This is a genomic window from Cloacibacillus evryensis DSM 19522 (assembly GCF_000585335.1).
In the GTDB taxonomy this organism is placed as follows: Bacteria; Synergistota; Synergistia; order Synergistales; family Synergistaceae; genus Cloacibacillus; species Cloacibacillus evryensis.
The window spans coordinates 1,070,960-1,092,919 of record NZ_KK073872.1 but is presented as its reverse complement, the minus strand read 5'-3'; the positions used below and the strand labels follow the sequence as shown (position 1 = coordinate 1,092,919).

Below are 21,960 nucleotides of genomic sequence, written 5' to 3'. Positions count from 1 at the left end.
CCCTTTCTTCATCATAGAATTATATAATAAAAAAGCAACATCATTCGCACTAAAACCCTCGTAAGAAGTACATGCTTGTAAATGGAAGGAAAAATCTATTCAATTAAGATATGTAACGTACATCTATAGCCGTTTTGTTTCTTCTTCCAGAAATTTTTCCCTCCGTCAGCCTATGATGTTTTTCGCACAGCCATAGCCCATTCTCCATTTTATCGCTACCGCCTTTATGATGCGGTTTTATATGGGCAGCTTGAATAACGCCTTCGCATTCTATATCTGTCATAAAATTAGGCAAATTTTTTATATGATGAAATTCGCACTTTCTTTCTATATTTCTCATGCTTCTATTCAGTGTGGCATCTCTGGAAAAAAGTGGCTTGCTGGGATACAACCACATAAATAAATCCCAAGAAATATCTATTATTTCTGATATATTTTCTGTGGTAAACTTATTAGCAATAAGGAGATAATATGTGTTACCTAAATTAGCTTTACTTGAATTTTTTGCAGAGAAAACCGTTTTTGCAAAACCATATTGACTTTCTACCAAATCAATCTCTTTCAGAAATTCATCCATTGATTCGGTGGATATTTCAAAGGTTTCCTTTGTATCCCTGTTTTTATTAAAGATCGTATAATACATATAATTACAATCTCGATATTTTCCTGTTTTTTCTAAAATACTTCTAAAAACATCGTAATCAAAGTTTTGTTGAAAAAATGAGAACATTATCGGTGAGTGCACGATAATAAACATTAATTCTTTATAGATAAAACTCGGCTTCCTAAAACAAAAGCCTGACCTATATCCAACCTGCCTGTTTCTGTCCGCTTTTTGAAAATATGAAAAAGCTATATCTATCAGATAATAATCTTTTTTATTTTTCACCTGTCTGATAAGAGCCTCGCGGCCAAGCCTTTTAGATATTACATCAAATAATATGTCAACCTCATGCGGATGTTGACTCAACATTCGTTTATATCCACATCGCCTCCTCATATCATCAATAATTCTTTTGACTCGACGCATATAAAACCTCCTTTCTAGCATCATTTAAATAATATTAATTAGTTTTATAAATATAAATCCTATAAAAGGCTAGCTTAGCGCTGTTTTTTTATTGACTTTTAAACTTTTTCACCTCCCCGTTGCCGGCATGCGCGATACCGAGAAGACCGCCGACCATCGCTCCCGCGGGAAAGTTCAATTTATAACCGACGCCGCTGCCGAGAATAACGGCAAATATCGTGTAAAATTGCGAGGACATCAAGCACACCTCCTGTATCGATAGATTATACAATAAAAATCGGCCTCTCCCGCGTGGAAGAGGCCGATCGTCCGTCAATTATCCTTCATTACGCTGAAACTTCTTCAAATTTCTCCGGCAGCTGACCGTCGTGAGAGCTCTTTTTGAAGTAGACTATCATCAGCGCGATCCCAACGATCGCGGCGATGCTGATCCAGAAATCATGGTGGATAGACAGCAGCGCGATAACGCCAAAAACCACCCTTTCATAATTTTTGAGATCCCTGTAGAACCATCCCTCGAAGGAACCCGCCAAAGCGACCACGCCAAGAACCGCGGAAATTACAAGGACGACAAGCTCAACGACCTCAACATTATGCAGCAGCAGCATGGGGTTGTAGACGAAGCAGTAGGGCAGCAGATAAGAGGCCAGCGCGATCCGCGTCGCCGTCATCCCTGTTTTGGCCGGGCTCGCTCCCGCAATGCCCGCGCCAGTAAACGCGGCGAGACATACCGGCGGCGTGAGGTCGGCCATGATGCCGAAGTAGAAGACGAAGAGATGCGCGGAGAGCGGCAGCACCTTCATGCCGATCAGCGCCGGGGCGATGATCGTACTGCAGACGATGTAGTTCGCCGTAGTCGGCAGCCCCATTCCGAGGACGAGGCAGGCCACCATCGCCATCACCAGCGTCAGCATCAAGTTCCCGCCCGATATCTCGATTATGTTGTTGGAGATCGTAAGGCCAAGCGAGGTCAGCGACGAGGTGCCGACAATGAACCCCACGAGCGCGCAGGCCAGCGCCACGCCGAGCCCTCCGCGCGCGCCCTCCACAAGCGCGTTGAAGTTATCTCTAAGCGTCATCCTCGTATTCTTTTTCAGCGAGCTCACGATAATGACCGACACGACGCCGATAAACCCGGCGCGCAGAGGGGTGTACTTCAACAACAGCGTGACGATGACGACGATCACGGGAACCAGCAGATGACCGTCGTTCCTCATTACCTCTCCCACGGACGGCAGTTCGCTCTTAGGAATGCCCTGCAGCTTTTGCTTGCGGGCCCGGATGTGGACATTCGTGAATATCGCCGTGTAGTAGATGAGAGCCGGAATGATCGCGGCGGCGGCGATCGAAAGGTAGGGGATGTTGAGGAACTCGCTCATGATGAAGGCTCCGGCGCCCATGATCGGCGGCATCAACTGGCCGCCGGTGGAGGCGCAGGCCTCGACCGCGCCGGCGTAATAGGGGGGATACCCGACCTTTTTCATGAGCGGGATGGTGAAGGTGCCCGTAGTCGCGACGTTGGCGACGGAAGAGCCGTTGATCGTGCCGAGCAGCCCGGAGGCTACGACCGCCACCTTCGCAGGGCCGCCGGGCTTACTTCCGGCAAGGGCAAGCGCAAGCTCGTTGAAAAACTTCGCGCCGCCGCTCTGCGAGAGATAGGCGCCAAATATGATGAACACGATGACGAAGGTCGCAGAGACTCCGAGCGCGAGTCCGAAGATGCCCTCGGGAGTCAGATACATATGCTGTATTATGCGGCTCAGCGAATATCCGCGTATTTGGAATATCCCGGGCGCGTAATTGCCAAAATAGCAATAGAGCAGGAAAATCACGCTCATGCAGGGCAGTACGTTTCCCACTACGCGGCGTCCCGCCTCGAGGACCAGCAGTATGGCGGCGATGCCGAGGTATATTTCGTAATCGATCGGCTCCGCTCCGCGGCGCGCGATATCGTTGAAAAAGAAGACGATGTAGCCTGTCACGCCGCCCGCGGCAGCGGCCAGCAGCCAGTCGTACCATGGCGTCTTCATTTTTGATGATTTTCTTGACGCGGGGAATAGAATGAACACCGCGACTATCGCGAACGTAAGGTGCACCGCGCGCTGGATAGTGATGGGCATCGTCGCGATACCGGCTGTATATAGGTGGAAAAGCGCCATCGCGGCGAGCCAGAGGGAGATGAATATCCCCTGCGCGCCGGTGAGCCTGCGATAACGGCTCTCCGCGTCATATTTTTCTACGAGGCTGCTTACCTGTGCCTCGTCCATGCTTATGTCTTCCAATAAAGACTTGTTATGTTTCTTTTCTTCCATATACGTTCCTCCTATAGAAAGACGGGCGAAAGAGGGCGCGGAAGATCCTTGCCTCCGCGCGCCCTGATCTAAGAATGTCCGTGGTAAGTTATTTTACCGCGCCGATCTCCTTATAGTATTTGAGAGCGCCGGGATGGATCGGGACCTGGATATACTTCAGGTTTTCGGGCGACATCGAGGCGAGCCTCGTCGACACGTTAAGAATATCCTGCTTCTTTTCATAGAGGGCCTTCGTCATCTGGTAGGCGGTCTCCGCGTCGAGCTTGTCATTCGTGATAAGAACGTTCCAGCTTGCCATCGCTTTTACCGGTTTTGTCTGTCCCTTATAGGTGTTGGCTGGAATATCAAAAGGCAGGTAATAGGGAAGCTCCGCGCAGAGTTTTTTTATGGCCTCCGGCTCAAAGTCGCGAAGTTCGGCGGTTCCAAGCGTCGCGATCTCCACCACGCCGGCGATGCCGAGCGCGCCGACGGTAAGTCCGGCGTCGATGTTTTTATCGGCGAAGGCCGAAGCCGTGTCGGAAAGTCCGAGATTCTCAGCCTTGATGTCCTTGTCGGGGTCGATGCCGTTCGCCTTGAGGAGCGTGCGGACAGTTACCTCCGTACCGCTGCCAACGGCTCCCACGGAGACGCGCTTCCCCTTGAGGTCCTTGATGCTCTTTATATTGCTGCCCTTGGCGACAAGGAAATGTATCGGTTCCGCGTAGAGAGGAACAAGGCCGCGCAGATTCTTCATCGCCTTGCCCTCGAAGGCCCCTTTGCCCCCATATGCGAAGAAATAAAGGCCGTCGGCGAAAATAACCTCAGCCTCGCCCTTCCCGAGCAGCGCGAGATTCTGAGCCGTGCCGCCGGTGGACTGGGCGTTCGCCTTCATCCCGGAAATGCTTGAGTTCCAGACCTTAGCCATCGCCGCGCCGACGGGATAATAGGTGCCGCCGGTGGAACCGGTGCCGATGTTGATGAATGTCGCCGCCGACGCCGAGGCGGCAAATGACGCGATAAGAGCCGTTACCAATGCGAGTCTGATGAAATTCTTCATAAAAATGTACATCTCCTTTTTTATAGAAAATTACCCGGTGATACCTACAATAAAAAACGGTCCCCCTTTCGTTTTGCAGAAACTGAAAACGTACAATCTAAAATATCGATAAAATGATTATTCTATAATTATAGTTACACGCCCACAAAATACAAAAAGCAATATGTACGAATATAAATTATCATTTTTTTTCATATTGACGGTGCAATCCTAGTATACAGAGTATATAATAGAAAGTTAGATTATTTAATTTCTCTATTCCTGTCAATAATATTAAATACCATTTGTGAAAATAGCTAAAAACGCGGAGGCCGTGAACAAGCCCCCGCGCCGGTTCCAATTACCGCGATATTTTATTTCACGGCGCCGATCTCCTTATAATACTTGAGCGCGCCTGGGTGGAGCGGGATCTTTATATCTTGTGCCGTTAAAATCTATATTCGAGATCACAAAAAACTCTTGCGCGCCTCTTCGGGACCGCTTACGTAAAGATCGCCGCCGCGGCAGTCCGCTAGGACGACCAGCGGCATCTCCTCCACCGTAAGCCGAAGCACCGCCTCCGGCCCGAGGTCCTCGTAGGCCACACGCTCCGCGTGCTTGACCGAGTCGGCAAGCAGCACGGCGGTGCCTCCCGTCGCCCCGAAATACACGGCCTTGTGTTCCCTGATCGCCGCCAGGACCTCCGGCGTGCGCTTGCCCTTGCCGATCATGCCGCGCAGTCCCCTGGAGAGAAGAAGCGGCGTATAAGGGTCCATGCGCCCGCTCGTCGTCGGGCCGACTGGGCCGATGACAGCGCCGGGCGGCGTCGGGGCGGGACCGGCGTAGTAAATGATTTCGTTCTCGATCGGGAAAGGAGGTTCCCCTCCCTCGCGGATCGCCTCGGCCATCCGCTTGTGAGCGGCGTCGCGCCCCACCAGAATGCTCCCGGAAAGCCTTACGATATCCCCGGCGCGAAGGGCCTGGGCATCCTCGTCGCTGAGCGGCAGTTTTATATGCTTGATCTCATTCATTTTCAGCCCTCCCATCTATCCTTCCGCGCGCGTGGCGCAGCGCGTGGCAGCAAAGGTTGACCGCGACCGGCATCCCCGCGATATGCGTCGGGCGCGTGACGATATGCGCGTCGAGCGCCGTCACCGTGCCGCCGATCCCGGCGGGGCCGATCCCCAGCCGGTTGACCTCGCGCAGTATCCGCTCCTCCATCTGCGCGTAAGCGGAGACCGGATGCCGTTCGCCGTAGGGCACGAGCAGCGCCTCTTTCGCGGCGAGCGGCGCGGTCTCGAAATTGCCGCCGATCCCAACGCCGATAACCACCGGAGGACAGGGATTAGACCCGGCCTGTTCGACAGTCTCCACGACAGACTTTATCACGCCGTCCGCGCCGTCGGCGGGCTTCAGCATGAATATCCGGCTCATATTCTCGCTGCCCATTCCTTTGGGTGTTATCGTGATATCGAGAGAACGTCCGGGAACGACGCGCCAATGGATGACCGCGGGCGTATTGTCCCCGCTGTTCCTGCGGTCTACGAGCGGGTCCGAGACGACGGATTTACGCAGATATCCCTTGCGGTAAGCCCTGCGCACCCCTTCGTTTATCGCCTCTTCGAGGCCGCCCCCCTCGACATGCAGATCCTGTCCGAGTTCGGCGAACAAAACCGCCATCCCGCAATCCTGGCAGATCGGCATATACTTCTCGGCGGCGAGCTCCGCGTTTTTGATGATCTCGTCATAGGTGGAACGGGCGAGCGGCATTTTCTCCGCCGACCGCGCCTCCGCCAGCGCCCGCTTCACATCCTCTGGCAGATACATGTTGGCGGTAAGCGCGAGCTCGCAGACCTTTTCCGCGACCTCCTCCGCCATTATCCTGTATATCTTCGACATATCGCGCCTCCTTACCGGCTGCTTTCTTTCTTCATTCCATAATAATACCAGATACACGACGCCAGATTAAAGATGACGACGACGGCAAGGCTCGACCGATAGCCGGCCGGAGAAAAACGCCCGCCGCTCACGGGATACAAATCGAGAACCACGCCTATGAACCACTGAACGATAAAAGAGAAGAGAAAAATGGTGAAATTGAGCAGGGAAAGCACGCGCCCGACCTCGTCTTCCGCGTACATCGTGCGCATTATCGGAAAAGAGATCATAGTCATCGTAGAAAGAAACATCACCGCACCCCACAGCGGAGCCGCGCCTCTGCCGTTCATAAACATTATCGCCGCGAGCACGGCGGTCAGCGTCACGCCGGACAATAGGTAAAGCTGTTCCCAGCTCAGCCAGCCCTTTCTCTTGAACCAGCCGGCAAGGATGCCGTTGCCAAAATAACCGAGAGCGGCGCCGCCAAAGGCCAGCATCATATACATTCCCGCCTCGCCGATGTCCATCCCCGCGACGTCAAGCATCCACGGGCCGACCCAGAGATAGAGGTAGGCAAACATCACGCTCTGCGCGGCCGTCACCAGCGGCGCGACGAGCCAAAAACGCCGGTCGGCGAAAAAACAAAACATCTTGCCGAGGAGCTTCCAGAAAGAGCCGCGCCTCTCATCGCGGCGGACCGTGTCCTTCGGGACGACGAACCAGACCAGCGAGGCGCTGCAAAGGCTGATAACCGCAAGCATGACGAATACATGCCGCCAGCCGAAAATATCAAAGGCGATCGCGACCGGGCGCGTGGCGAACATTCCTCCGATCCCGCCCATCAGCGATTGAACGCTGTAGACAAGCGGAAGCTTATCCGCCGTCAGCCATGAGGCATAGGCCTTGAACGCCGCCATCAGACTCCCGGCAAGGCCGATGCCGATCAGAGCGCGGGAAAGGACGAGCGCCGCGAAGCCCTCCGCCGCGGCGAAGAGCAGCGCGCCGGCAACGGCAAAGAGCAGCATCGGCGCAAGCGTAACACGAGCGCCGTACCGATCGAGAAAGACCCCGAGCGGAAACTGCGCCAAACCGAAAAAAATCAGATAGACCGAGCCCATAAAGCCAAGGTCGGCGGGAGAAAGCGCAAATTCCGTTATCAGGATCGGCGCCATCGTCGCGTTGGCGCTGCCAAGAAAGACAGATAAAAAATACCCCACGCCAAAGGGAATAAAAAGCCGCATAAAGAGCGGCGTAAGCAATATGTTTTCCTCTTTCAAAATAATAGCCCCCGTCTATAATTTACTGATGAGATATTATATATCACTTCCAGAGGGATAAACAGGAACGAGGACGGCAGCTTTACAAACACCCTCCGCTGCCCCCTTCGCAAAGACGCTCCATTACATGACCTTCCGCCGCGCAAAAGAAATAGGTTACCGTGTATCAGCATTTCAATACAACATATACTTATTGATGCGGGCTGCTATTCTCCGCCGCTGGGTTTCAGGTTATAATACATTCATCTGCCTGAGCAAGAGGTAAGGTCCATGAGGATAGAATCGCTGACCGTTAGAAATTATAAAGTGTTCAAGAGCATCGCCATAAGAAATATACCAAACATGGCCGTTTTCCTTGGACAAAACGGCGTCGGTAAAACAACGTTCTTTGATATTTTTGGTTTTCTCCATGACTGCCTGAACAGCAATGTCAGGGCGGCGCTTGCAAAACGCGGAGGCTTCAGCGAAGTAATCTCAAGAGATCAGAGAGGCGACATCTACTTTGAAATCAAATTTCGCCCTTCTGAGAAAGACTATATAAAAAACGACAGAAAACCTTGATTTTACTGGGTTTTTGCCGTGTTTGACTTTTGTTTTGTCGCTTGTTTGTCGCTTATATCTATTAAATGATACTTGAAAACACTCGTTAAAACGCAAAAATATTTTTCTTTAGGGGATTGCGTTTTGTTTGAGTTTATATTATATCCCGACTTTTACAGTAAATCCCGACATATCAAAAACTAACTTATAATCCCCCCAGTACAGGAGCGAATTTTCATGGTTTTGCTTCTGTTTTTTATTATATCTATTGTGTTATGCTCTGGTTGTGCCATACTATGTCTGTGCACGTTTTATTAGCTTTTCGCAAATTGGGGTGGTTCGCGTGATTCGAAAGGACAGCAGGGTTTATAAAAACGGAGTGGTCAAGACTCAGATACGGGTGGTTGAAGGATACCGACCTGGCCCGGGACTTCCTCCTAAGCAGCGGACTGTTAAGAATTTCGGCTATTTGGAAGACCATGAGGATAGAGAGGCTTTCCTCGCTATGGTTGCAGAGTTTGACGCAAAATGCAGGGATGAGCCTGTCCTGCGGCTTGAGGTGCCTTCTACTCTTAAGATGTATTCTCCTTCCAACCGTGAGAGAAATTATGGGTATAAGTTTATTGAAGCAATCTATAATAGTCTTGATGTGGACGGTTTTATTGAGCACTATGTCGCATCCTCCGGATATAGAGGAGAGGTGCCTTTGGCTGCCGTTTTCAAGTTCCTTGTGCTGACGCGTGTTTTAGCTCCGGATTCAAAGCGCGGCAACTGTCAGATGAAGGATGAGTTTTATGGGATGTGCTGCGATTTTTCTTTGCAGGATGTTTATCGTGCTCTTGGTCTGTTTGCGGATATGTCGTTGGATTTTCAGCGGTGGCTGAGCGAGGGGGTTGAGCGTATTGTAGGGCGTGATATGTCTTATGCCTTTTACGATGTGACCAATTACTATTTTGAGATAGATTTTCCTGATGATGGAGACGGTTACCGCATGCGCGGTGTTTCTAAGGAACATCGGGTGGATCCGATCGTTCAGATGGGGCTTTTTCTGGATGAGCACGGGCTTCCAGCCTGTATGTCTCTTTTCCCAGGCAATACGAGCGACTGTTTGACGCTTCATCCTGTAATAGATGAGGTGCGTAAGACGTATGAATTGAAGAGGCTTGTGGTTGTAGCGGACAAAGGACTGAACTCGTCAAAAAACATAGATATGATCTGTAATAACGGAGACGGCTATGTCGTATCACAGGTACTGCGTGGCAAGAATGGAAGCCGGTATCATGAGGCGTTATTCAGTCTCCGCTAAAAAACTCAAAGGATCCAGTAATAGTCTGCATAAATCTTTAAATTTGAGGTAAAATATACGTAGAAGATTCGCAATTATCAGGAGAAAACTACGATAATGAAGCCAAAGACTACAGAAGAACCTCAGGATAGATTATTTCAAGACAGGCTCGAAAACATGATCAATATGGACCATGAACTCGTAAAACTGGGCGATAAAATAAACTGGAAGACCTTCGAGAGTACACTAGGCGAGGTCTACATTGCGAACAAAGGCCGCCCCGGGCTTCCGACAAGGCTTATGGCTGGCCTTCACTATCTCAAAGGCCTTCGCGATCTTTCAGACGAAGCGACAGTTATGGAATTCCTAGAAAATCCATATTGGCAGTATTTTTGATGAACATACTAAGTTCGATTACGGAAATCAAAGATTTCCTATCTCACTTATGCGGAATGGAATACTTTATGACAGAGCTGCCATTGGACTCCAGCTCAATGACACGGTGGCGCAAGAGGACCGGCCACAAAGGCTTTGAGGCAATGCTCAAAGAGAGTCTTGAAACGGCGATGCGCATGAAATGCCTTAAGCCAAGAGAGCTTAGCTGTGTCATCGTAGACACGACGGTACAGGAAAACGACATAACGTTTCCTACGGACCTCAAGCTCTACGCCAAGGGCATAGAATTACTGGTACGCGAGGCGAAACGAGCTGGAATGAAACTCAAACGGACCTACGCCAGGACGGTGCCTGCCCTTCAGCGCGCGAGCTGGCAGTTTTCAAGGAGCCGCAAATACAAGAAAGCCGCCGCCTGCACGAGAAAAGTAAAGACGATACTAGGCCGTCTGATACGGGAGATCACAGACAAGCAACAGAACGAGCAGACAGAAACCCCACTCAGCCGGCTGTTGGCAATGGCCCGCCGTGCATTTGAACAGCAACGCACAGATAAAAACAAGCTCTACAGCTACTTTGAACCTGAGACAGCCTGCATCGCCAAAGGCAAAGCAGCCAAGAAATACGAATTTGGCAGCAAAGTTTCGATAACTTCAACACACAAAAGCAATTTTGTCGTAGGCGCCCAGACATACGGAGGCTGTCCAAACGACGTAACGACGCTCAAAAGCGCCCTGACTCAAGCATCGGAGATAACAGGGATATTCCCGAAAGACGCCTACTGCGATAAAGGCTACAGAGGCAAAGCAAAGCACAAAGAGATACCCTGCGCCATCCACATTCCGGGAACGAAAGAAGCAGTGACGGTATCGCTCAAGAAAAACCTGAAGCGAAGAAACGCCATCGAACCGATAATAGGGCATTTGAAGCGAGATTATGGGATGGACAGGAATTACCTGAAAGGCCGTATCGGAGATGAAATCAACGCTCTGATGGCAAGCTGTGCTTATAACATGAAAAAGATCCTAAACCGTCTTAGGATTTTTGTTCAAATTTATCTAAAGGCAGAAAACCCGACGTTTTTGGGGTTCAACATCGGGTTTTTGAGTTGGTGCTTGAAATTTTAGGAAAAACTGCGTTTTTCAGCGGCGACTATTCAGCGACGAAGGGTATGTACAAAACGCGGACGGAAGTTGCCGTTACAAGCTCTTTACCGAGGAGTACACAGGCAAGGACAGTGAAGGTCATTCTATCTCCAGGCAACGCAAGGTACTTATCTACTGGAGTCGGGCAGATGCGGAGATGGCCCGCCGCAAACGTATAGAAAAGCTGTTGAGGGCAGAATCAGCCACGAAAAACAGCGCATACTCAATACGGCACGGCTGTCTTGAATACACAAAAGAAGAGATTGTCAGCGGAAGCGACGGCAAAGTAGTAAAAGGCGCGCGTAAAAAACTGAAGGTCGACGAAGAAAAGGCATACGAAGATTCGCGTTTCGACGGGTATTTCTGCATCGTTACAAGCGAAATGGATTATGACGCGGCAAAGATGCGCGAAGTCTACGGAGGCCTGTGGCGCATAGAACAATCCTTTAGGGTCATGAAGTCCGACCTGGATGCCAGGCCGGTATATGTAAGCACGCAAAGACATATTCACGCGCACTTTCTGATATGCTTTACGGCGTTGCTGTTAGTGAGGATGCTCCAGCTGAGGATGGGCGGTGATGCCATCTCGATCGAACGCATAGCGGCCGCGCTAAGGGCGGCCAACTGCCGCGTCCTGCGCGGTGGAATAATGCACCTTACGGATGTGGGAGGAAGTCTGGAGTTCGAAAAGCGCATAGATCGCCACGGTAAAGAAGTCGACACTCTTTCATTTTCTGATAAAGATGAAATAGCCGTAGACTACAGCAAGATACAGAAAACTTTCAATGTTGATTTCTATGACGCGTACCCAAAGCAAGAAGAATTTAACAGATTTCTTAAGAAGATAAAATAGCATAACGAAATATCACGAACATGTCGTTTGAAAAAATGAGTCATTGCAAGGAATTGGATATGTTTGACTCGAATTTACTGTAAAAGTCGGGGCGTTAAAACGCAAAAATATTTTTCTTAAGGGGATTGCGTTTTGTTTGAGTTTATATTATAATATCAAATGTATTGTTGTGCGCTTTTTGTGTATGCGCAATAATACTTGCTTAGCAACAAGTCACGCTGTAAGGAGAATTTCATAATGAAACGTGCAGATATTATTACGACTGTCGGCAGGGACTTTCTCGTCGACAATATAGAAAACAGCGAATTCAGCTATGAAAAGGCTCTAAAAGAGATTGGCAAGGATTATTTGAATTTCCTTGCTTCGGGTGCTTTACGCCGATACAAAAACTTAGACTTGCGCTTTGCTAACGATAGAGTAACTGTGCTTATCGAAACAAAGACGAAACTTATCAAGGGTAATGCCACAAAGGACATTGAGCAGTTACAACAGTATGTTATCTATGAAAAACAACTAACGGATAATAAAGTTATTGCTATCTTGGCAGCAACTCAAACCGACGAAATTCGTGTGTGGCTTGACGACAGCGGCATTATTGACGACGAACATGAAAATAAAAGCGAACGTGTTATCCGTCCTTTTACAGACTATGTAGATGTGTTTTTCGGCGCAAAGAATGACAAAAGGACTATTGTTGAAAACACCTACGCACTTAACGAATTACTACACGGCTACGGAATAAACGAAAAAATCCGTAGTCAGTTTGTGGGTACTTGTCTTTTAGCGTTAAAAAATGGCTTAAAATATGAGGGATTAAGCACTAAACAAATTCGCGCGGGTATAGAGGAAATTCTAAATGCCCTGCTTGATAAAGCGAAAGACTTAAATAAAGCCGCTAAATTGGTTATTTTGAAAAGCAAAGTAATTGATTCTCAAGATGTTACCGACTTAACAAAGGAGCAATTTTCGCACGTTTTGCAAGAAATAAAAGATAAAATTTTACCATTCATTAACGACAGGACAACAAAGGGACAGGATTTATTAAACCTATTCTTTACGACTTTCAATAAATACGTTGGAAAAGCCGATAAAAATCAAGCCTTTACGCCAGACCACATAGTTCATTTTATGTGTAAGGTTGTCGGTGTTAATCGTAACTCCGTTATATTAGACCCGTGCTGTGGTAGTGGAGCTTTCTTAGTACGCGCTATGACAGAAGCGTTAGCGGACTGCGATACGGAGGACGAAAAAGAACGCGTCAGAAAGAAACATATTTACGGAATAGAGTATGAAGAAACGGCTTTCGGGCTTGCCACTACAAATATGTTAATACATAGCGACGGCAACTCTAACATTGTTCAAGGAAGCTGTTTCAGGGTTGACAACTATGTTGATGCGGGAGTTAATGTTGTCTTAATGAACCCGCCTTATAACGCGCAAAGAAAGCATAGCGATGAAACGTATGTTAAGACTTGGAATAGCAAAATTAAAGAAGACCCATCAAAAGGCTTTCATTACGTTTATAAAATTGCCGAAAAGGTCAAGATTGGGCGACTTGCCGTTTTATTGCCTATGCAATGCGCTATTGGCACAGACGCAGACATTAAGCTATATAAAACAAAAATGCTTGAAGAGCATACTCTTGATGCGGTTTTTTCTTTTCCGTCTGATATGTTTCACCCCGGTGCAAATGCTAACGCCTGTTGTATGGTTTTTACTCTTGGAACAAGGCACGAAAACGCTCCCACAAGCACTTTTTTTGGGTATTTTCGCGACGATGGCTTTGTAAAGAGAAAAAATCTCGGCAGAATAGAAAAGACTGACGACAAGGGCTTGGGCGTTTGGGCAAACATTGAAGCAAATTGGCTTGATTTATACAGAGAAAGAAAGGCAGAACCGGGGCTTTCTGTATGCCAAAAAGTTACAGCTAACGATGAATGGTTAGCAGAAGCGTATATGAGCACAAACTATTCTACATTGACACAAGGCGATTTTGAAAGGGTAGTAAGAGATTATTTAGCCTATGTCTTGAAAAATGGTGAACAACTATGAAAGTTATAGATTTATTTAGTGTAGAATATGGGGTAAACCTCGAATTGCTGAATTGTGAGGGAACAACCGCCGACGATATAAACGGTGTTAATTTTGTTTCGCGTACTGCAAGTAATAACGGCGTTGTTGCTGTGGTAAAGAAAATTGACGGCGTTATACCGCAAAAAGCAGGGACTTTATCTTGTGCGGGCGGCGGTAGTGTATTAGAAACATTTGTGCAAACAAAACCCTATTACAGCGGACGGGACTTATATGTTTTAACACCTAAAAAGTCTATGACTATACAAGAAAAACTATTTTACTGTATGTGCATTAAAGCTAACGCATACCGTTATAATTATGGCAGACAAGCAAACAAGACTTTGAAAGATATTCAATTACCCGATATTATTCCGTCTTGGGTAAACTCTACGCCTGTAAATCCTGTTACGACAAAAAACACAACTGAAAACGCATTACCGCTTGATAAGTCGACTTGGGAAGAATTCCCGATAACCCGACTGTTTAATACTGCCCGCGGGAAGATGGGTAGTGTTACAGATTGCGAAAGCGGCGATATTCCATTGGTTACAGCTTATACCCAAAATAACGGCGTTAGCAATTACATTTCCTGCGAAAGCGAATATGTGAACAACGGAAATTGTCTAACAGTAGCGAACACGGGGCAAGGTTCAGTTTTTAGAACATTTTATCAACCTTCAAAATTTGTACCGTCGAACAATGTAACTTGCTTAACTGCAAAAGGCTTTACTATGAATAAATATATTGGGTTATTTATTACTACGCTTTGTTGGCTTGAAATTCCCCGCTATTCATACGGTCGTATAGTAAATAATACACGATTAGAGCAAACAGTCCTAAAATTGCCAGTCAAAAAAACCGACAAAAGGAAGGGTGTTCCGGACTGGAGCTATATGGAGAATTATATTAAATCATTGCCTTATGGTGATAAACTATAAGGGCGTAAGCAATATTTACGTCCGCCGCTTCGCATAAAGCGTTAAATCCTGCTTATACCCCTCGAATGTGTCAATGCGGGTAATATCATAGTCCACGCCGCGAAAGCGGACAATATGCCGCGTGGTTATGTCGTCCCGCTAGTTAATCACGAATTGGACTTCTTCGACAGCCTGTACGGACATAGCGGCGTAAACCTCTTTCCCCGATAGCTGCCGGAAGTACGCCCATAGCGGCGGCGCGATAGGGGCTAAAACCTGCGTCGGAAAGCCCTCCGGGTCTTTAATCATCGTTACCGCTAATATCTCTATTTTCTTATCTTTCAGTTTCAAAGCAATTCCCCCTTTACTCAATCCAAACTTGGATAGTCATATCGCGCTTGTATATTCGTTGTAATGCTCATACAATCCGACGTAACAATCCAGTAACGCCGCCGCTCCGTCAATCCGTTGTCGGGGCGATTGGTTCTTTATGGGTACTATGTTCCCGTTGCGGTCGGTCTGTATGCCCGTATTCGTCAAGCACCATTTCAAGATAGGGTTGTTATTGTAAATAACCCTGTGCGCCTGTAAGTCCGCGCCTAACATTTGCATAGGCAGGGACAGGGTTTTCGCCCCTTGTATGCACCTAACCATGTTAAAGCCTTGCAGCGTCATTTCCTCTACAAAATACCGTGCCGAATAACTGTCATAGTAAACCCCGGCCGATTGAAAAATCAACTGCCCCCAGTGGAGTAGAAGAAAGAAATAGCTCAAAGGAAGAAAATCCTGCATAATGTTTGTCGCCAAACCAACAGATGCCAGGAGGACTTCCAATGAGCCATCAAGAAGATACCACAAAAGAGCGGAAAGCAACACCTCATATCAACCGCTGTGAACGAGATACGATCGAACGTTTTTACAAAGAAGGTTTAAGCATAGGCCAAATAGCCCTGCTTCTAAAGCGGGATAAAAGTACGATCAAGCGCGAGATCAAACGAGGAACTGTCACGCAGGTGAAGCAAAATCCCAGCTATAGCAAGAAAGTGGACTGGTCAGAGCGTATTTCATACACCATCTATCTGGCCGAAGTGGGACAAAAGAGGTACGAAGAAAATCGTAAGAGGTGCGGAGCAAAAAACAAAGTCATCCAATGCACTGATATGGTGGAATTCGTGGAGTCAAAGATTCGTTCGAGAGAGAAATGGTCTGTGGACGCGGCTGTCGGTTATGCGAAAGAGAATCGGTTGTTCAGGCATACGTTTACGACAAAGACATTTTATAACTGGATCGAAGATAGGATAGTGCGAACCAGGAATATCGACTTACCGCTGAAGGTACGCCGTAAGCCAAAGAGTTTAAGGAGAGAGCGTAAAAAGGTATTGGGACGTAGTATATACGAACGGCCAAAGCATATTCAGGAGCGCAAAGAATTCGGTCATTGGGAAGGAGACGGTATTGTAGGAAAAGAGCAGAGTGGACATATCCTGACGTTGGTTGAACGCAAGATAGGAATGGCATGATGTTTTGTGTAGGAGACAAAGAGAGCAGCAGGATCGTAGAAGTATTGGACAGATTGGAGAGAGACTACGGAGACTCTTTTAGCAAAATATTCAAAAGCATCACGTTCGACAATGGGTCCGAGTGAATATTTCACTCCACCGTTAACACTTGTTCCGGCGCTGGCAGGCCCATGGCGTCAACGCAGACAGGCCCACCCTCACGACAATGACAGCCCCAGACAGCAGACGTATCCTTGATACAGGCGCCGTAATCATTCGGCGAATAAATTCAAGGAGGTCATCAAAATGACCATGTATCGTGAGATTCTGCGCCTTGCAGAAGAGGGTAAAATGAGTGGAAGGGAGATTGCTGCCAGCTGCAAATGTTCATATACCACAGTGAAGAGAGTCTTAAACAGCGCCAGAGAAAGAGGAATCAACTTTGAAATAATTCGGGAAAAGTCAGACATTGCAATAGGACTTCTTATATATCCAAAAGTTCCCAAAAGAGGCAGGCAGTTAGAGCCAGATTATGAATACGTACACAGAGAACTCGCCAAATCCGGCGTCACCCTTATGTTGCTGTGGAATGAATATTGCGATAAATGTGCTGCAGCTGCGCTTCCTCACTATATGTACACCCAATTCTGCAACAGATATAGGCAATATGCCGTGCAAAACAAACTTACCTTCCACCTCACTCATAAACCAGGTGAAGTCATGGAGGTAGATTGGGCTGGTACGAAAATGGCATACAGGAATGGCCCGGGCGGAGAAGAGCGAAATGCCAATCTTTTTGTGGCCTGCCTGCGTGAGTATTCCGCTCCTCAAAGCGCACCTAAAATCCTTCGCATGAGCCCAGTGTAATTATGCAAACGAGCCCAGCGTCACGGCGGCGAGCCCAGAGGTATTTCTGGTACCCTTGCGCAATACGCGTACTGCGTAAATAACACAAGGGAGGTCATTAATATGACCATGTACAGAGAGATACTTCGCCTTCACTTCGAAGGCGGGCTGAGCCAGCGGGATATTGCCGCCAGCTGCCGCTGCGCCCACAGCACTGTCAAGCGGATCCTTGCAAGAGCCGCAGAGCTGGAGCTGGATTTTAACAAGATCAAAGAGCTCTCGGACAATTCGCTTGCAAGGATGATCTATCCGCAGGCCATACTGCCGCGTATCCAGAAAGAACCGGATTACGCCTATATACATAAGGAGCTTGCCAGATCAGGCGTCACGCTTGCTCTGTTATGGAACGAGTATTGCGCGGCATGTCAGGAAAGCGGCGATATCCCGTATATGTATTCACAGTTCAGCAAGAATTATAAGGAATATGCGGCAGCGAACAGCACGTCTATGCATATCGCCCATAAGCCTGCCGAGGTCATGGAGGTCGACTGGGCCGGCACAAAGATTCTGCTTCGAGATGCCGTTGCCGGGAAAGAAATAAAAGCGTCTCTCTTCACAGCCTGCCTGCCATTTTCAGGTTATTGCTATGCCGAGGCATTCGCGGACGAGAAGCTGGATTCATGGCTCACAGCGCATATCCATGCGTATGCTTTCTTCGGAGGAACGGCTAAGATTCTCAGGCCGGACAACTTAAAGACCGGGGTCGTCAGGTCAGATAAGTATGACCCTGAAATCAACAGCGCTTACAGAGAACTCGCTGAGCACTACGGTGCTTTTGTCTCTCCCGCAAAAGTACGCAAACCAAAAGACAAGCCCACCGTCGAGGGAACGGTCGGAATGCTCACCACTCATATCATAGCCGCCGTCAGAAACGTTGACTATCATTCATTAAAAGAACTTAACAAGGACATCTGTCTCAGATTCAGACAATTCAACGACAGGCCCTTTCAAAAGAAAGAGGGCTCACGCAGCCTCCTGTTCTCCGTTCAGGAGAGCCGGTATCTGAGTCCGCTGCCTGAATTCTGTTATCAGATAGCCCATTACAAGGATGCCGTCGTTCCGGCAAATTATCATATTCAGGCAGAGGGCGGGAAATACTACAGTGTGCCCTATGAGTGTATCAGAAGAAAAGTAACGGTAAGGAGCACCTCTTCTATGATAGAGGTATTCTGCGACGGAGAGCGGGTCGCCTGTCATATACGCAATCGGGGAGCTGAACGGTATGTCACGGACAGTTCTCATATGCCTGAGGCGCATAGACAGCTCTACGCCTGGAACAACGACAAGTTTCTTGAATGGGGCGCGGAGATAGGCGGCGGCACTCTCTCCGTGATACAGAAGATACTTACCAGGAACGGACATAGCCTGCCGGGCTACAAATTCTGTATGGGGCTGGTATCGCTGAGTAAAAATTATGCCGCGCAGGATATAGAGAACGCCTGCAGGGCGCTTCTCGCCCTTTCTTCCGCCCCGAGCCTGAAATCTATGAAGCTCGCGCTCAGCGCTGTTACCGCGAAAAGAAACGCTGATGATGATTCGACACAGAATGATGGGCCTTCCGTTACAGGTTTCAGACGCGGCGCAGGCTACTACGGAGGCAAGAGCGATGATTAGCCAGCAGACGATAAACCAGCTGCATGATATGCACCTCAGTTTCCTCGCCGGCGACATCAAGGAGCGACAGGCCGACGCTTCTTTCTGCGAACTCAGCTTCGACGAGCAGATAACCGTCATTGTGGACAGAGAGTGGCATAGGAGGCGCAGCAAGCGCATTACAGACCTTATAAGGGAGGGGCAGTTCTGCTACAACAGCGCTTCAGTGCTTGAGATAGACTATGCACAGGAGCGCGGACTGGTAAAAAAGCAGATAAACGAACTTGCGGCCTGTTCTTATATTGAAAACGGACACAACATCATGATCATGGGAGCCACCGGAGTGGGGAAAAGTTATCTCGCATGCGCGCTGGGAACGGCGGCCTGCCGCAACCGCTATTCCTGCCGTTACACCCGAACGCCGGAACTGCTGGATCAGCTTGCGATGGCGAGGACCGATGGCTCTGTACGCCAAATTATACAGCAATACAGAAAACCCCGGCTCCTTATCCTGGACGAATGGCTTATAACCCGGATCAGCCATGGAGGACTTGAAGACATCTTTGAAATAATGGAGTGCCGCAGCACAGAACAGCGCTCGACCATATTCTGCAGTCAGATAGAGACCTCGGAATGGCTGGCTGCGCTCGGCAATTCGTTGATGGCCGAAAGTTTAATGGACAGGATCATTCATTGTTCGTATAAAATCGTGCTTCACGGCGACTCAATGAGGAAGAAAAAAGGATTGAAGTCTATTCAAGCCAGTACGGTCGAAATGAAATAACGCATCTCAATGAATGGGCTCGCCGTCGTTACGGTGGGCTCGTTTGCTACGGAACAGAATTTCATGACCTGCGGAATGGTGGGCTCTTTGGAGCGTAATATCCACCTGCCCTTTTCAGGTTATTGCTACGCTGAAGCAACCAATGATCAGAAACAGGATTCGTGGCAAAATGCGCATATCAATGCGTTCCGCTACTTTCAGGGAACCACGCGCCTGCTGCGTCCTGACAATCTTAAAACCGGAGTAAAAAAGCCAGACAGGTATGAGCCGGAGATCAATCAGTCGTACCGTGAGCTTGCTGAATACTACGGTTGTTTTGTATCGCCGGCCAGAGTGCTTAAACCCAGAGACAAGTCTTCTGTGGAATGCACAGTAGGGCTCCTTACAACCCATATCATAGCGGCGCTCAGAGATAAGGAATTTTATTCTCTGAACGAGCTCAACAATGCAGTCAGGGAACGCCTCGAAGGATTCAACAACAAGCCGTTCCAAAAGAAAGAAAGCTCGAGAAAGTCCGTTTATGAGACTGAAGAAAGGAGTATGATGACAGCGCTTCCCGAGCATGAATTCGTCATCGCGCACTATAAAGAGCAGACCGTACCTTACAGTTATCACGTCAATATAGATGGAACATATTACAGTGTGCCATGCTCTTATGCCTCAAAAAAAGTACAGATAAGGACAGCTAGCAACCTTATCGAATGTTTTTTTCATGGCGAGCGCATAGCTGCTCATCCTCGTTCTGAAGTAAAAGGGAGTTATGTTACCGACCAGTCACACATGCCGGAGGCGCATCGCAGAATGCTGGAATGGGATGCGGATAAGTACCTTGCTTGGGGAACAGAACACGGCCCCTCTACGCTTACCGTCATTGATAAGATACTCAAAAAGAATGGAAGCCGTGTCATAGGGGATAGATTCTGCGCAGGGCTGCTTTCTTTGGATAAAAAATACGGCGCGGCGGCGCTTGAAAAGGCATGTGCACGCATACTTGAGCTTCAGTCCACACCCAGCTTGAAGTCAATAAAACTTGCGTTGAGCAGCAGAAACACATTGCAGGAGGATATAAACATCCGGTTTGCCGAGAATGATGATAATTCTTCTGTAATAGGATTCAGGCGCGGATCTGCTTATTACGGAGGCAGAAACAATGATTAGCCAGATCACACTCAATCAGCTGCGCGATATGCATCTTACTTCTTTGGCGGCTGACATACGTGAGAGGAGTGAAAGTAAAGGTTTCACAGAGCTGACATTTGACCAGCAGATCGAAGTGCTTATAGATCGGGAGTGGCATCGCAGAAAGGACAATACGGCCTGCGTTCATATCAGAGAAGCTTCTTTTTGCTATCCGAGCGCTTCTGCGCTTGAGATCGACTATTCTGAAGATCGTGGATTAGAGAAACGAAAGATCAATGAGCTTGTGGAATGCGGTTATCTGCTCCACGGCCGGAACATCATAATCATGGGCGCAACCGGCGTTGGAAAAACATATCTTGCCTGTGCTCTGGGCACTGCTGCCTGCCGCAACAGATACACCTGCAAGTATATCAGAATGCCTAACCTGCTGGACGAGCTAGCGCTTGCCAGAGAAGACGGCTCTTTTAGCAAAACGATACAGCGGCTTAGTAAAGTTTCGCTGCTGATACTGGACGAATGGCTGCTAAACCGCATGTCTTCAAACAACATCACAGACATTTTTGAATTGTTTGAGTATCGCTATACCATGCACAAGTCCACTATTTTTTGCACGCAAATTGATGTGTCGGAATGGATGGCAGCCTTAGGCAACGGGCTTATTTCTGAAAGCCTATTGGACCGCATTATCCATAACTCTGAAAGCATGCTCATTGCAGGGGATTCAATGAGGAAGCGCCTGGCGTCCGTGGAAAATTAGGCTCACTAACAATACTCGCTCAGATATGGGCCTGCCGTCATTAAGATGGTGGCCCCGTCTCTGCCGGAACGCTGGGCCTGTCGCTAGCGGAACAGTGGGCCTATGGGAGTGAAATATTCATCCGAGTTTGCCTCCAGTGAAGAGATGGAGCGTAACGGGCGAACAGAGATATATTATGCGCATCCTTATAGCAGTTTTGAGCGTGGGACGAATGAGAACTGGAATGGTATAGTGAGGCGATTTATCTCCAAAGGGAGCAGCTTTGAACAATTGACGGAACGAGACATGGTAAGGATTTCCGGTTATATCAACCTCAAACTTTTCTAATGATAGGTACTCGTATCTCTAGAATCTGGTAATAGCAACACCTTATAGCAAATTAATATAGTATATGTAAGGTACTATTAATATAAGCTCAAAAAGCTAGTATTTTTCAGCCATAGGCACAAGATTAAGTTCTCGTAGTCCCTATAACTGGAAAAGTTTGAGATCAACACGTTGCCCCGCAAGAGACACCGCTATAAGACGCCACAAGAATTGTGGGAAGCCGAATTGGATGCTAT

The 21,960-nt window shown here is 48.2% G+C and carries 21 protein-coding genes and 1 pseudogene; 13 read left to right on the top strand and 9 right to left on the bottom strand.

Annotated elements, in window-relative coordinates; genetic code table 11:
- Positions 1–103: 103 nt before the first annotated feature.
- The 7 genes from CLOEV_RS04725 to CLOEV_RS04700 all read right to left on the bottom strand — a co-directional run bounded on the left by CLOEV_RS04725 (position 104) and on the right by CLOEV_RS04700 (position 7,512).
- Positions 104–1,030, bottom strand: coding sequence for an HNH endonuclease (locus CLOEV_RS04725; protein WP_156938364.1), 927 nt, complete (start codon positions 1,028–1,030; stop codon positions 104–106).
- Between the two features lie 88 nt (positions 1,031–1,118).
- On the bottom strand, positions 1,119–1,268 hold the full coding sequence (locus CLOEV_RS16775) for a hypothetical protein (protein WP_245591108.1): 150 nt from the start codon (positions 1,266–1,268) through the stop codon (positions 1,119–1,121).
- 88 nt (positions 1,269–1,356) lie between these two features.
- A complete protein-coding gene (locus CLOEV_RS04720; protein ID WP_034442228.1) occupies positions 1,357–3,342 on the bottom strand; it encodes a TRAP transporter permease in 1,986 nt (661 codons plus the stop codon).
- A gap of 88 nt (positions 3,343–3,430) precedes the next feature.
- Positions 3,431–4,378, bottom strand: coding sequence for a TAXI family TRAP transporter solute-binding subunit (locus CLOEV_RS04715; RefSeq protein WP_034442225.1), 948 nt, complete (start codon positions 4,376–4,378; stop codon positions 3,431–3,433).
- A gap of 446 nt (positions 4,379–4,824) precedes the next feature.
- Complete coding sequence (locus tag CLOEV_RS04710) at positions 4,825–5,388, bottom strand: FumA C-terminus/TtdB family hydratase beta subunit (RefSeq protein ID WP_034442222.1); 564 nt, start codon at positions 5,386–5,388, stop codon at positions 4,825–4,827.
- Positions 5,381–6,256: a fumarate hydratase gene (locus tag CLOEV_RS04705; protein ID WP_034442219.1), complete on the bottom strand. Its 876-nt coding sequence runs from the start codon at positions 6,254–6,256 to the stop codon at positions 5,381–5,383. The genes CLOEV_RS04710 and CLOEV_RS04705 overlap by 8 nt, the downstream gene beginning before the upstream one ends.
- Positions 6,257–6,267: 11 nt before the next feature.
- Complete coding sequence (locus CLOEV_RS04700) at positions 6,268–7,512, bottom strand: MFS transporter (RefSeq protein ID WP_034442217.1); 1,245 nt, start codon at positions 7,510–7,512, stop codon at positions 6,268–6,270.
- Between the two features lie 270 nt (positions 7,513–7,782).
- Here CLOEV_RS04700 and CLOEV_RS04695 point away from each other — a divergent pair, with 270 nt between their 5' ends.
- The 7 genes and pseudogenes from CLOEV_RS04695 (at position 7,783) to CLOEV_RS16385 (ending at position 14,739) form a co-directional block, all read left to right on the top strand.
- On the top strand, positions 7,783–8,073 hold the full coding sequence (locus CLOEV_RS04695; RefSeq protein ID WP_034442215.1) for an AAA family ATPase: 291 nt from the start codon (positions 7,783–7,785) through the stop codon (positions 8,071–8,073).
- A 265-nt stretch (positions 8,074–8,338) separates the two neighbouring features.
- The gene (locus CLOEV_RS04690; RefSeq protein WP_425393597.1) at positions 8,339–9,358 is read left to right on the top strand and encodes an IS1634 family transposase; all 1,020 of its coding nucleotides are present in this window, start codon (positions 8,339–8,341) and stop codon (positions 9,356–9,358) included.
- A 96-nt stretch (positions 9,359–9,454) separates the two neighbouring features.
- On the top strand, positions 9,455–9,733 hold the full coding sequence (locus tag CLOEV_RS04685; protein WP_034442213.1) for an IS5 family transposase: 279 nt from the start codon (positions 9,455–9,457) through the stop codon (positions 9,731–9,733).
- On the top strand, positions 9,733–10,857 hold the full coding sequence (locus CLOEV_RS04680; RefSeq protein ID WP_034442212.1) for an IS5 family transposase: 1,125 nt from the start codon (positions 9,733–9,735) through the stop codon (positions 10,855–10,857). The genes CLOEV_RS04685 and CLOEV_RS04680 overlap by 1 nt, the downstream gene beginning before the upstream one ends.
- 79 nt (positions 10,858–10,936) lie before the next feature.
- Positions 10,937–11,728: pseudogene (locus tag CLOEV_RS04675) on the top strand (IS1634 family transposase); the annotation flags it as partial.
- Positions 11,729–11,965: 237 nt separating this feature from the next.
- The gene (locus CLOEV_RS04670; RefSeq protein ID WP_034442209.1) at positions 11,966–13,780 is read left to right on the top strand and encodes an HsdM family class I SAM-dependent methyltransferase; all 1,815 of its coding nucleotides are present in this window, start codon (positions 11,966–11,968) and stop codon (positions 13,778–13,780) included.
- Positions 13,777–14,739 (top strand): restriction endonuclease subunit S, encoded by a 963-nt coding sequence (locus CLOEV_RS16385; protein WP_084482180.1) that lies wholly within the window; start codon positions 13,777–13,779, stop codon positions 14,737–14,739. Before CLOEV_RS04670 ends, CLOEV_RS16385 begins: the two co-directional genes overlap by 4 nt.
- A gap of 138 nt (positions 14,740–14,877) precedes the next feature.
- Here CLOEV_RS16385 and CLOEV_RS04665 read toward each other — a convergent pair whose 3' ends face one another.
- Positions 14,878–15,069 (bottom strand): phage head completion protein, encoded by a 192-nt coding sequence (locus CLOEV_RS04665; protein ID WP_034442206.1) that lies wholly within the window; start codon positions 15,067–15,069, stop codon positions 14,878–14,880.
- A gap of 36 nt (positions 15,070–15,105) precedes the next feature.
- Positions 15,106–15,510 carry a terminase TerL endonuclease subunit gene (locus CLOEV_RS04660; protein ID WP_034442203.1) on the bottom strand — a complete coding sequence of 135 codons (405 nt, stop codon included), beginning with the start codon at positions 15,508–15,510 and terminating at the stop codon, positions 15,106–15,108.
- 41 nt (positions 15,511–15,551) lie between these two features.
- On the opposite strand from CLOEV_RS04660, the gene CLOEV_RS04655 reads away from it, so the two are divergent.
- The 6 genes from CLOEV_RS04655 to CLOEV_RS04630 all read left to right on the top strand — a co-directional run bounded on the left by CLOEV_RS04655 (position 15,552) and on the right by CLOEV_RS04630 (position 21,397).
- Positions 15,552–16,238: an IS30 family transposase gene (locus tag CLOEV_RS04655; protein WP_051484897.1), complete on the top strand. Its 687-nt coding sequence runs from the start codon at positions 15,552–15,554 to the stop codon at positions 16,236–16,238.
- A gap of 285 nt (positions 16,239–16,523) precedes the next feature.
- Positions 16,524–17,084, top strand: coding sequence for a hypothetical protein (locus tag CLOEV_RS04650; RefSeq protein WP_051484896.1), 561 nt, complete (start codon positions 16,524–16,526; stop codon positions 17,082–17,084).
- A 102-nt stretch (positions 17,085–17,186) separates the two neighbouring features.
- Positions 17,187–18,737 carry an IS21 family transposase gene (istA, locus tag CLOEV_RS04645; RefSeq protein WP_034442200.1) on the top strand — a complete coding sequence of 517 codons (1,551 nt, stop codon included), beginning with the start codon at positions 17,187–17,189 and terminating at the stop codon, positions 18,735–18,737.
- Positions 18,730–19,500 (top strand): IS21-like element helper ATPase IstB, encoded by a 771-nt coding sequence (istB, locus tag CLOEV_RS04640; protein WP_034442196.1) that lies wholly within the window; start codon positions 18,730–18,732, stop codon positions 19,498–19,500. Before istA ends, istB begins: the two co-directional genes overlap by 8 nt.
- A gap of 63 nt (positions 19,501–19,563) precedes the next feature.
- Positions 19,564–20,658 (top strand): Mu transposase domain-containing protein, encoded by a 1,095-nt coding sequence (locus tag CLOEV_RS04635; RefSeq protein WP_169732195.1) that lies wholly within the window; start codon positions 19,564–19,566, stop codon positions 20,656–20,658.
- A complete protein-coding gene (locus CLOEV_RS04630) occupies positions 20,651–21,397 on the top strand; it encodes an ATP-binding protein (RefSeq protein ID WP_034442193.1) in 747 nt (248 codons plus the stop codon). Before CLOEV_RS04635 ends, CLOEV_RS04630 begins: the two co-directional genes overlap by 8 nt.
- Positions 21,398–21,960: the final 563 nt, after the last annotated feature.

Bases quoted from the DNA above. Each gene is read 5' to 3' on its own strand.
- istB (WP_034442196.1), top strand. From the start codon at position 18,730: ATGATTAGCCAGCAGACGATAAACCAGCTGCATGATATGCACCTCAGT.
- CLOEV_RS16385 (WP_084482180.1), top strand. From the start codon at position 13,777: ATGAAAGTTATAGATTTATTTAGTGTAGAATATGGGGTAAACCTCGAA.
- CLOEV_RS04670 (WP_034442209.1), top strand. From the start codon at position 11,966: ATGAAACGTGCAGATATTATTACGACTGTCGGCAGGGACTTTCTCGTC.
- CLOEV_RS04650 (WP_051484896.1), top strand. From the start codon at position 16,524: ATGACCATGTATCGTGAGATTCTGCGCCTTGCAGAAGAGGGTAAAATG.
- CLOEV_RS04720 (WP_034442228.1), bottom strand. From the start codon at position 3,342: ATGGAAGAAAAGAAACATAACAAGTCTTTATTGGAAGACATAAGCATG.
- CLOEV_RS04715 (WP_034442225.1), bottom strand. From the start codon at position 4,378: ATGAAGAATTTCATCAGACTCGCATTGGTAACGGCTCTTATCGCGTCA.
- CLOEV_RS04725 (WP_156938364.1), bottom strand. From the start codon at position 1,030: ATGCGTCGAGTCAAAAGAATTATTGATGATATGAGGAGGCGATGTGGA.
- CLOEV_RS04635 (WP_169732195.1), top strand. From the start codon at position 19,564: ATGACCTGCGGAATGGTGGGCTCTTTGGAGCGTAATATCCACCTGCCC.
- CLOEV_RS04705 (WP_034442219.1), bottom strand. From the start codon at position 6,256: ATGTCGAAGATATACAGGATAATGGCGGAGGAGGTCGCGGAAAAGGTC.
- CLOEV_RS04685 (WP_034442213.1), top strand. From the start codon at position 9,455: ATGAAGCCAAAGACTACAGAAGAACCTCAGGATAGATTATTTCAAGAC.
- CLOEV_RS04660 (WP_034442203.1), bottom strand. From the start codon at position 15,510: ATGCAGGATTTTCTTCCTTTGAGCTATTTCTTTCTTCTACTCCACTGG.
- istA (WP_034442200.1), top strand. From the start codon at position 17,187: ATGACCATGTACAGAGAGATACTTCGCCTTCACTTCGAAGGCGGGCTG.
- CLOEV_RS04710 (WP_034442222.1), bottom strand. From the start codon at position 5,388: ATGAATGAGATCAAGCATATAAAACTGCCGCTCAGCGACGAGGATGCC.
- CLOEV_RS04630 (WP_034442193.1), top strand. From the start codon at position 20,651: ATGATTAGCCAGATCACACTCAATCAGCTGCGCGATATGCATCTTACT.
- CLOEV_RS04695 (WP_034442215.1), top strand. From the start codon at position 7,783: ATGAGGATAGAATCGCTGACCGTTAGAAATTATAAAGTGTTCAAGAGC.
- CLOEV_RS04680 (WP_034442212.1), top strand. From the start codon at position 9,733: ATGAACATACTAAGTTCGATTACGGAAATCAAAGATTTCCTATCTCAC.
- CLOEV_RS04655 (WP_051484897.1), top strand. From the start codon at position 15,552: ATGAGCCATCAAGAAGATACCACAAAAGAGCGGAAAGCAACACCTCAT.
- CLOEV_RS16775 (WP_245591108.1), bottom strand. From the start codon at position 1,268: ATGTCCTCGCAATTTTACACGATATTTGCCGTTATTCTCGGCAGCGGC.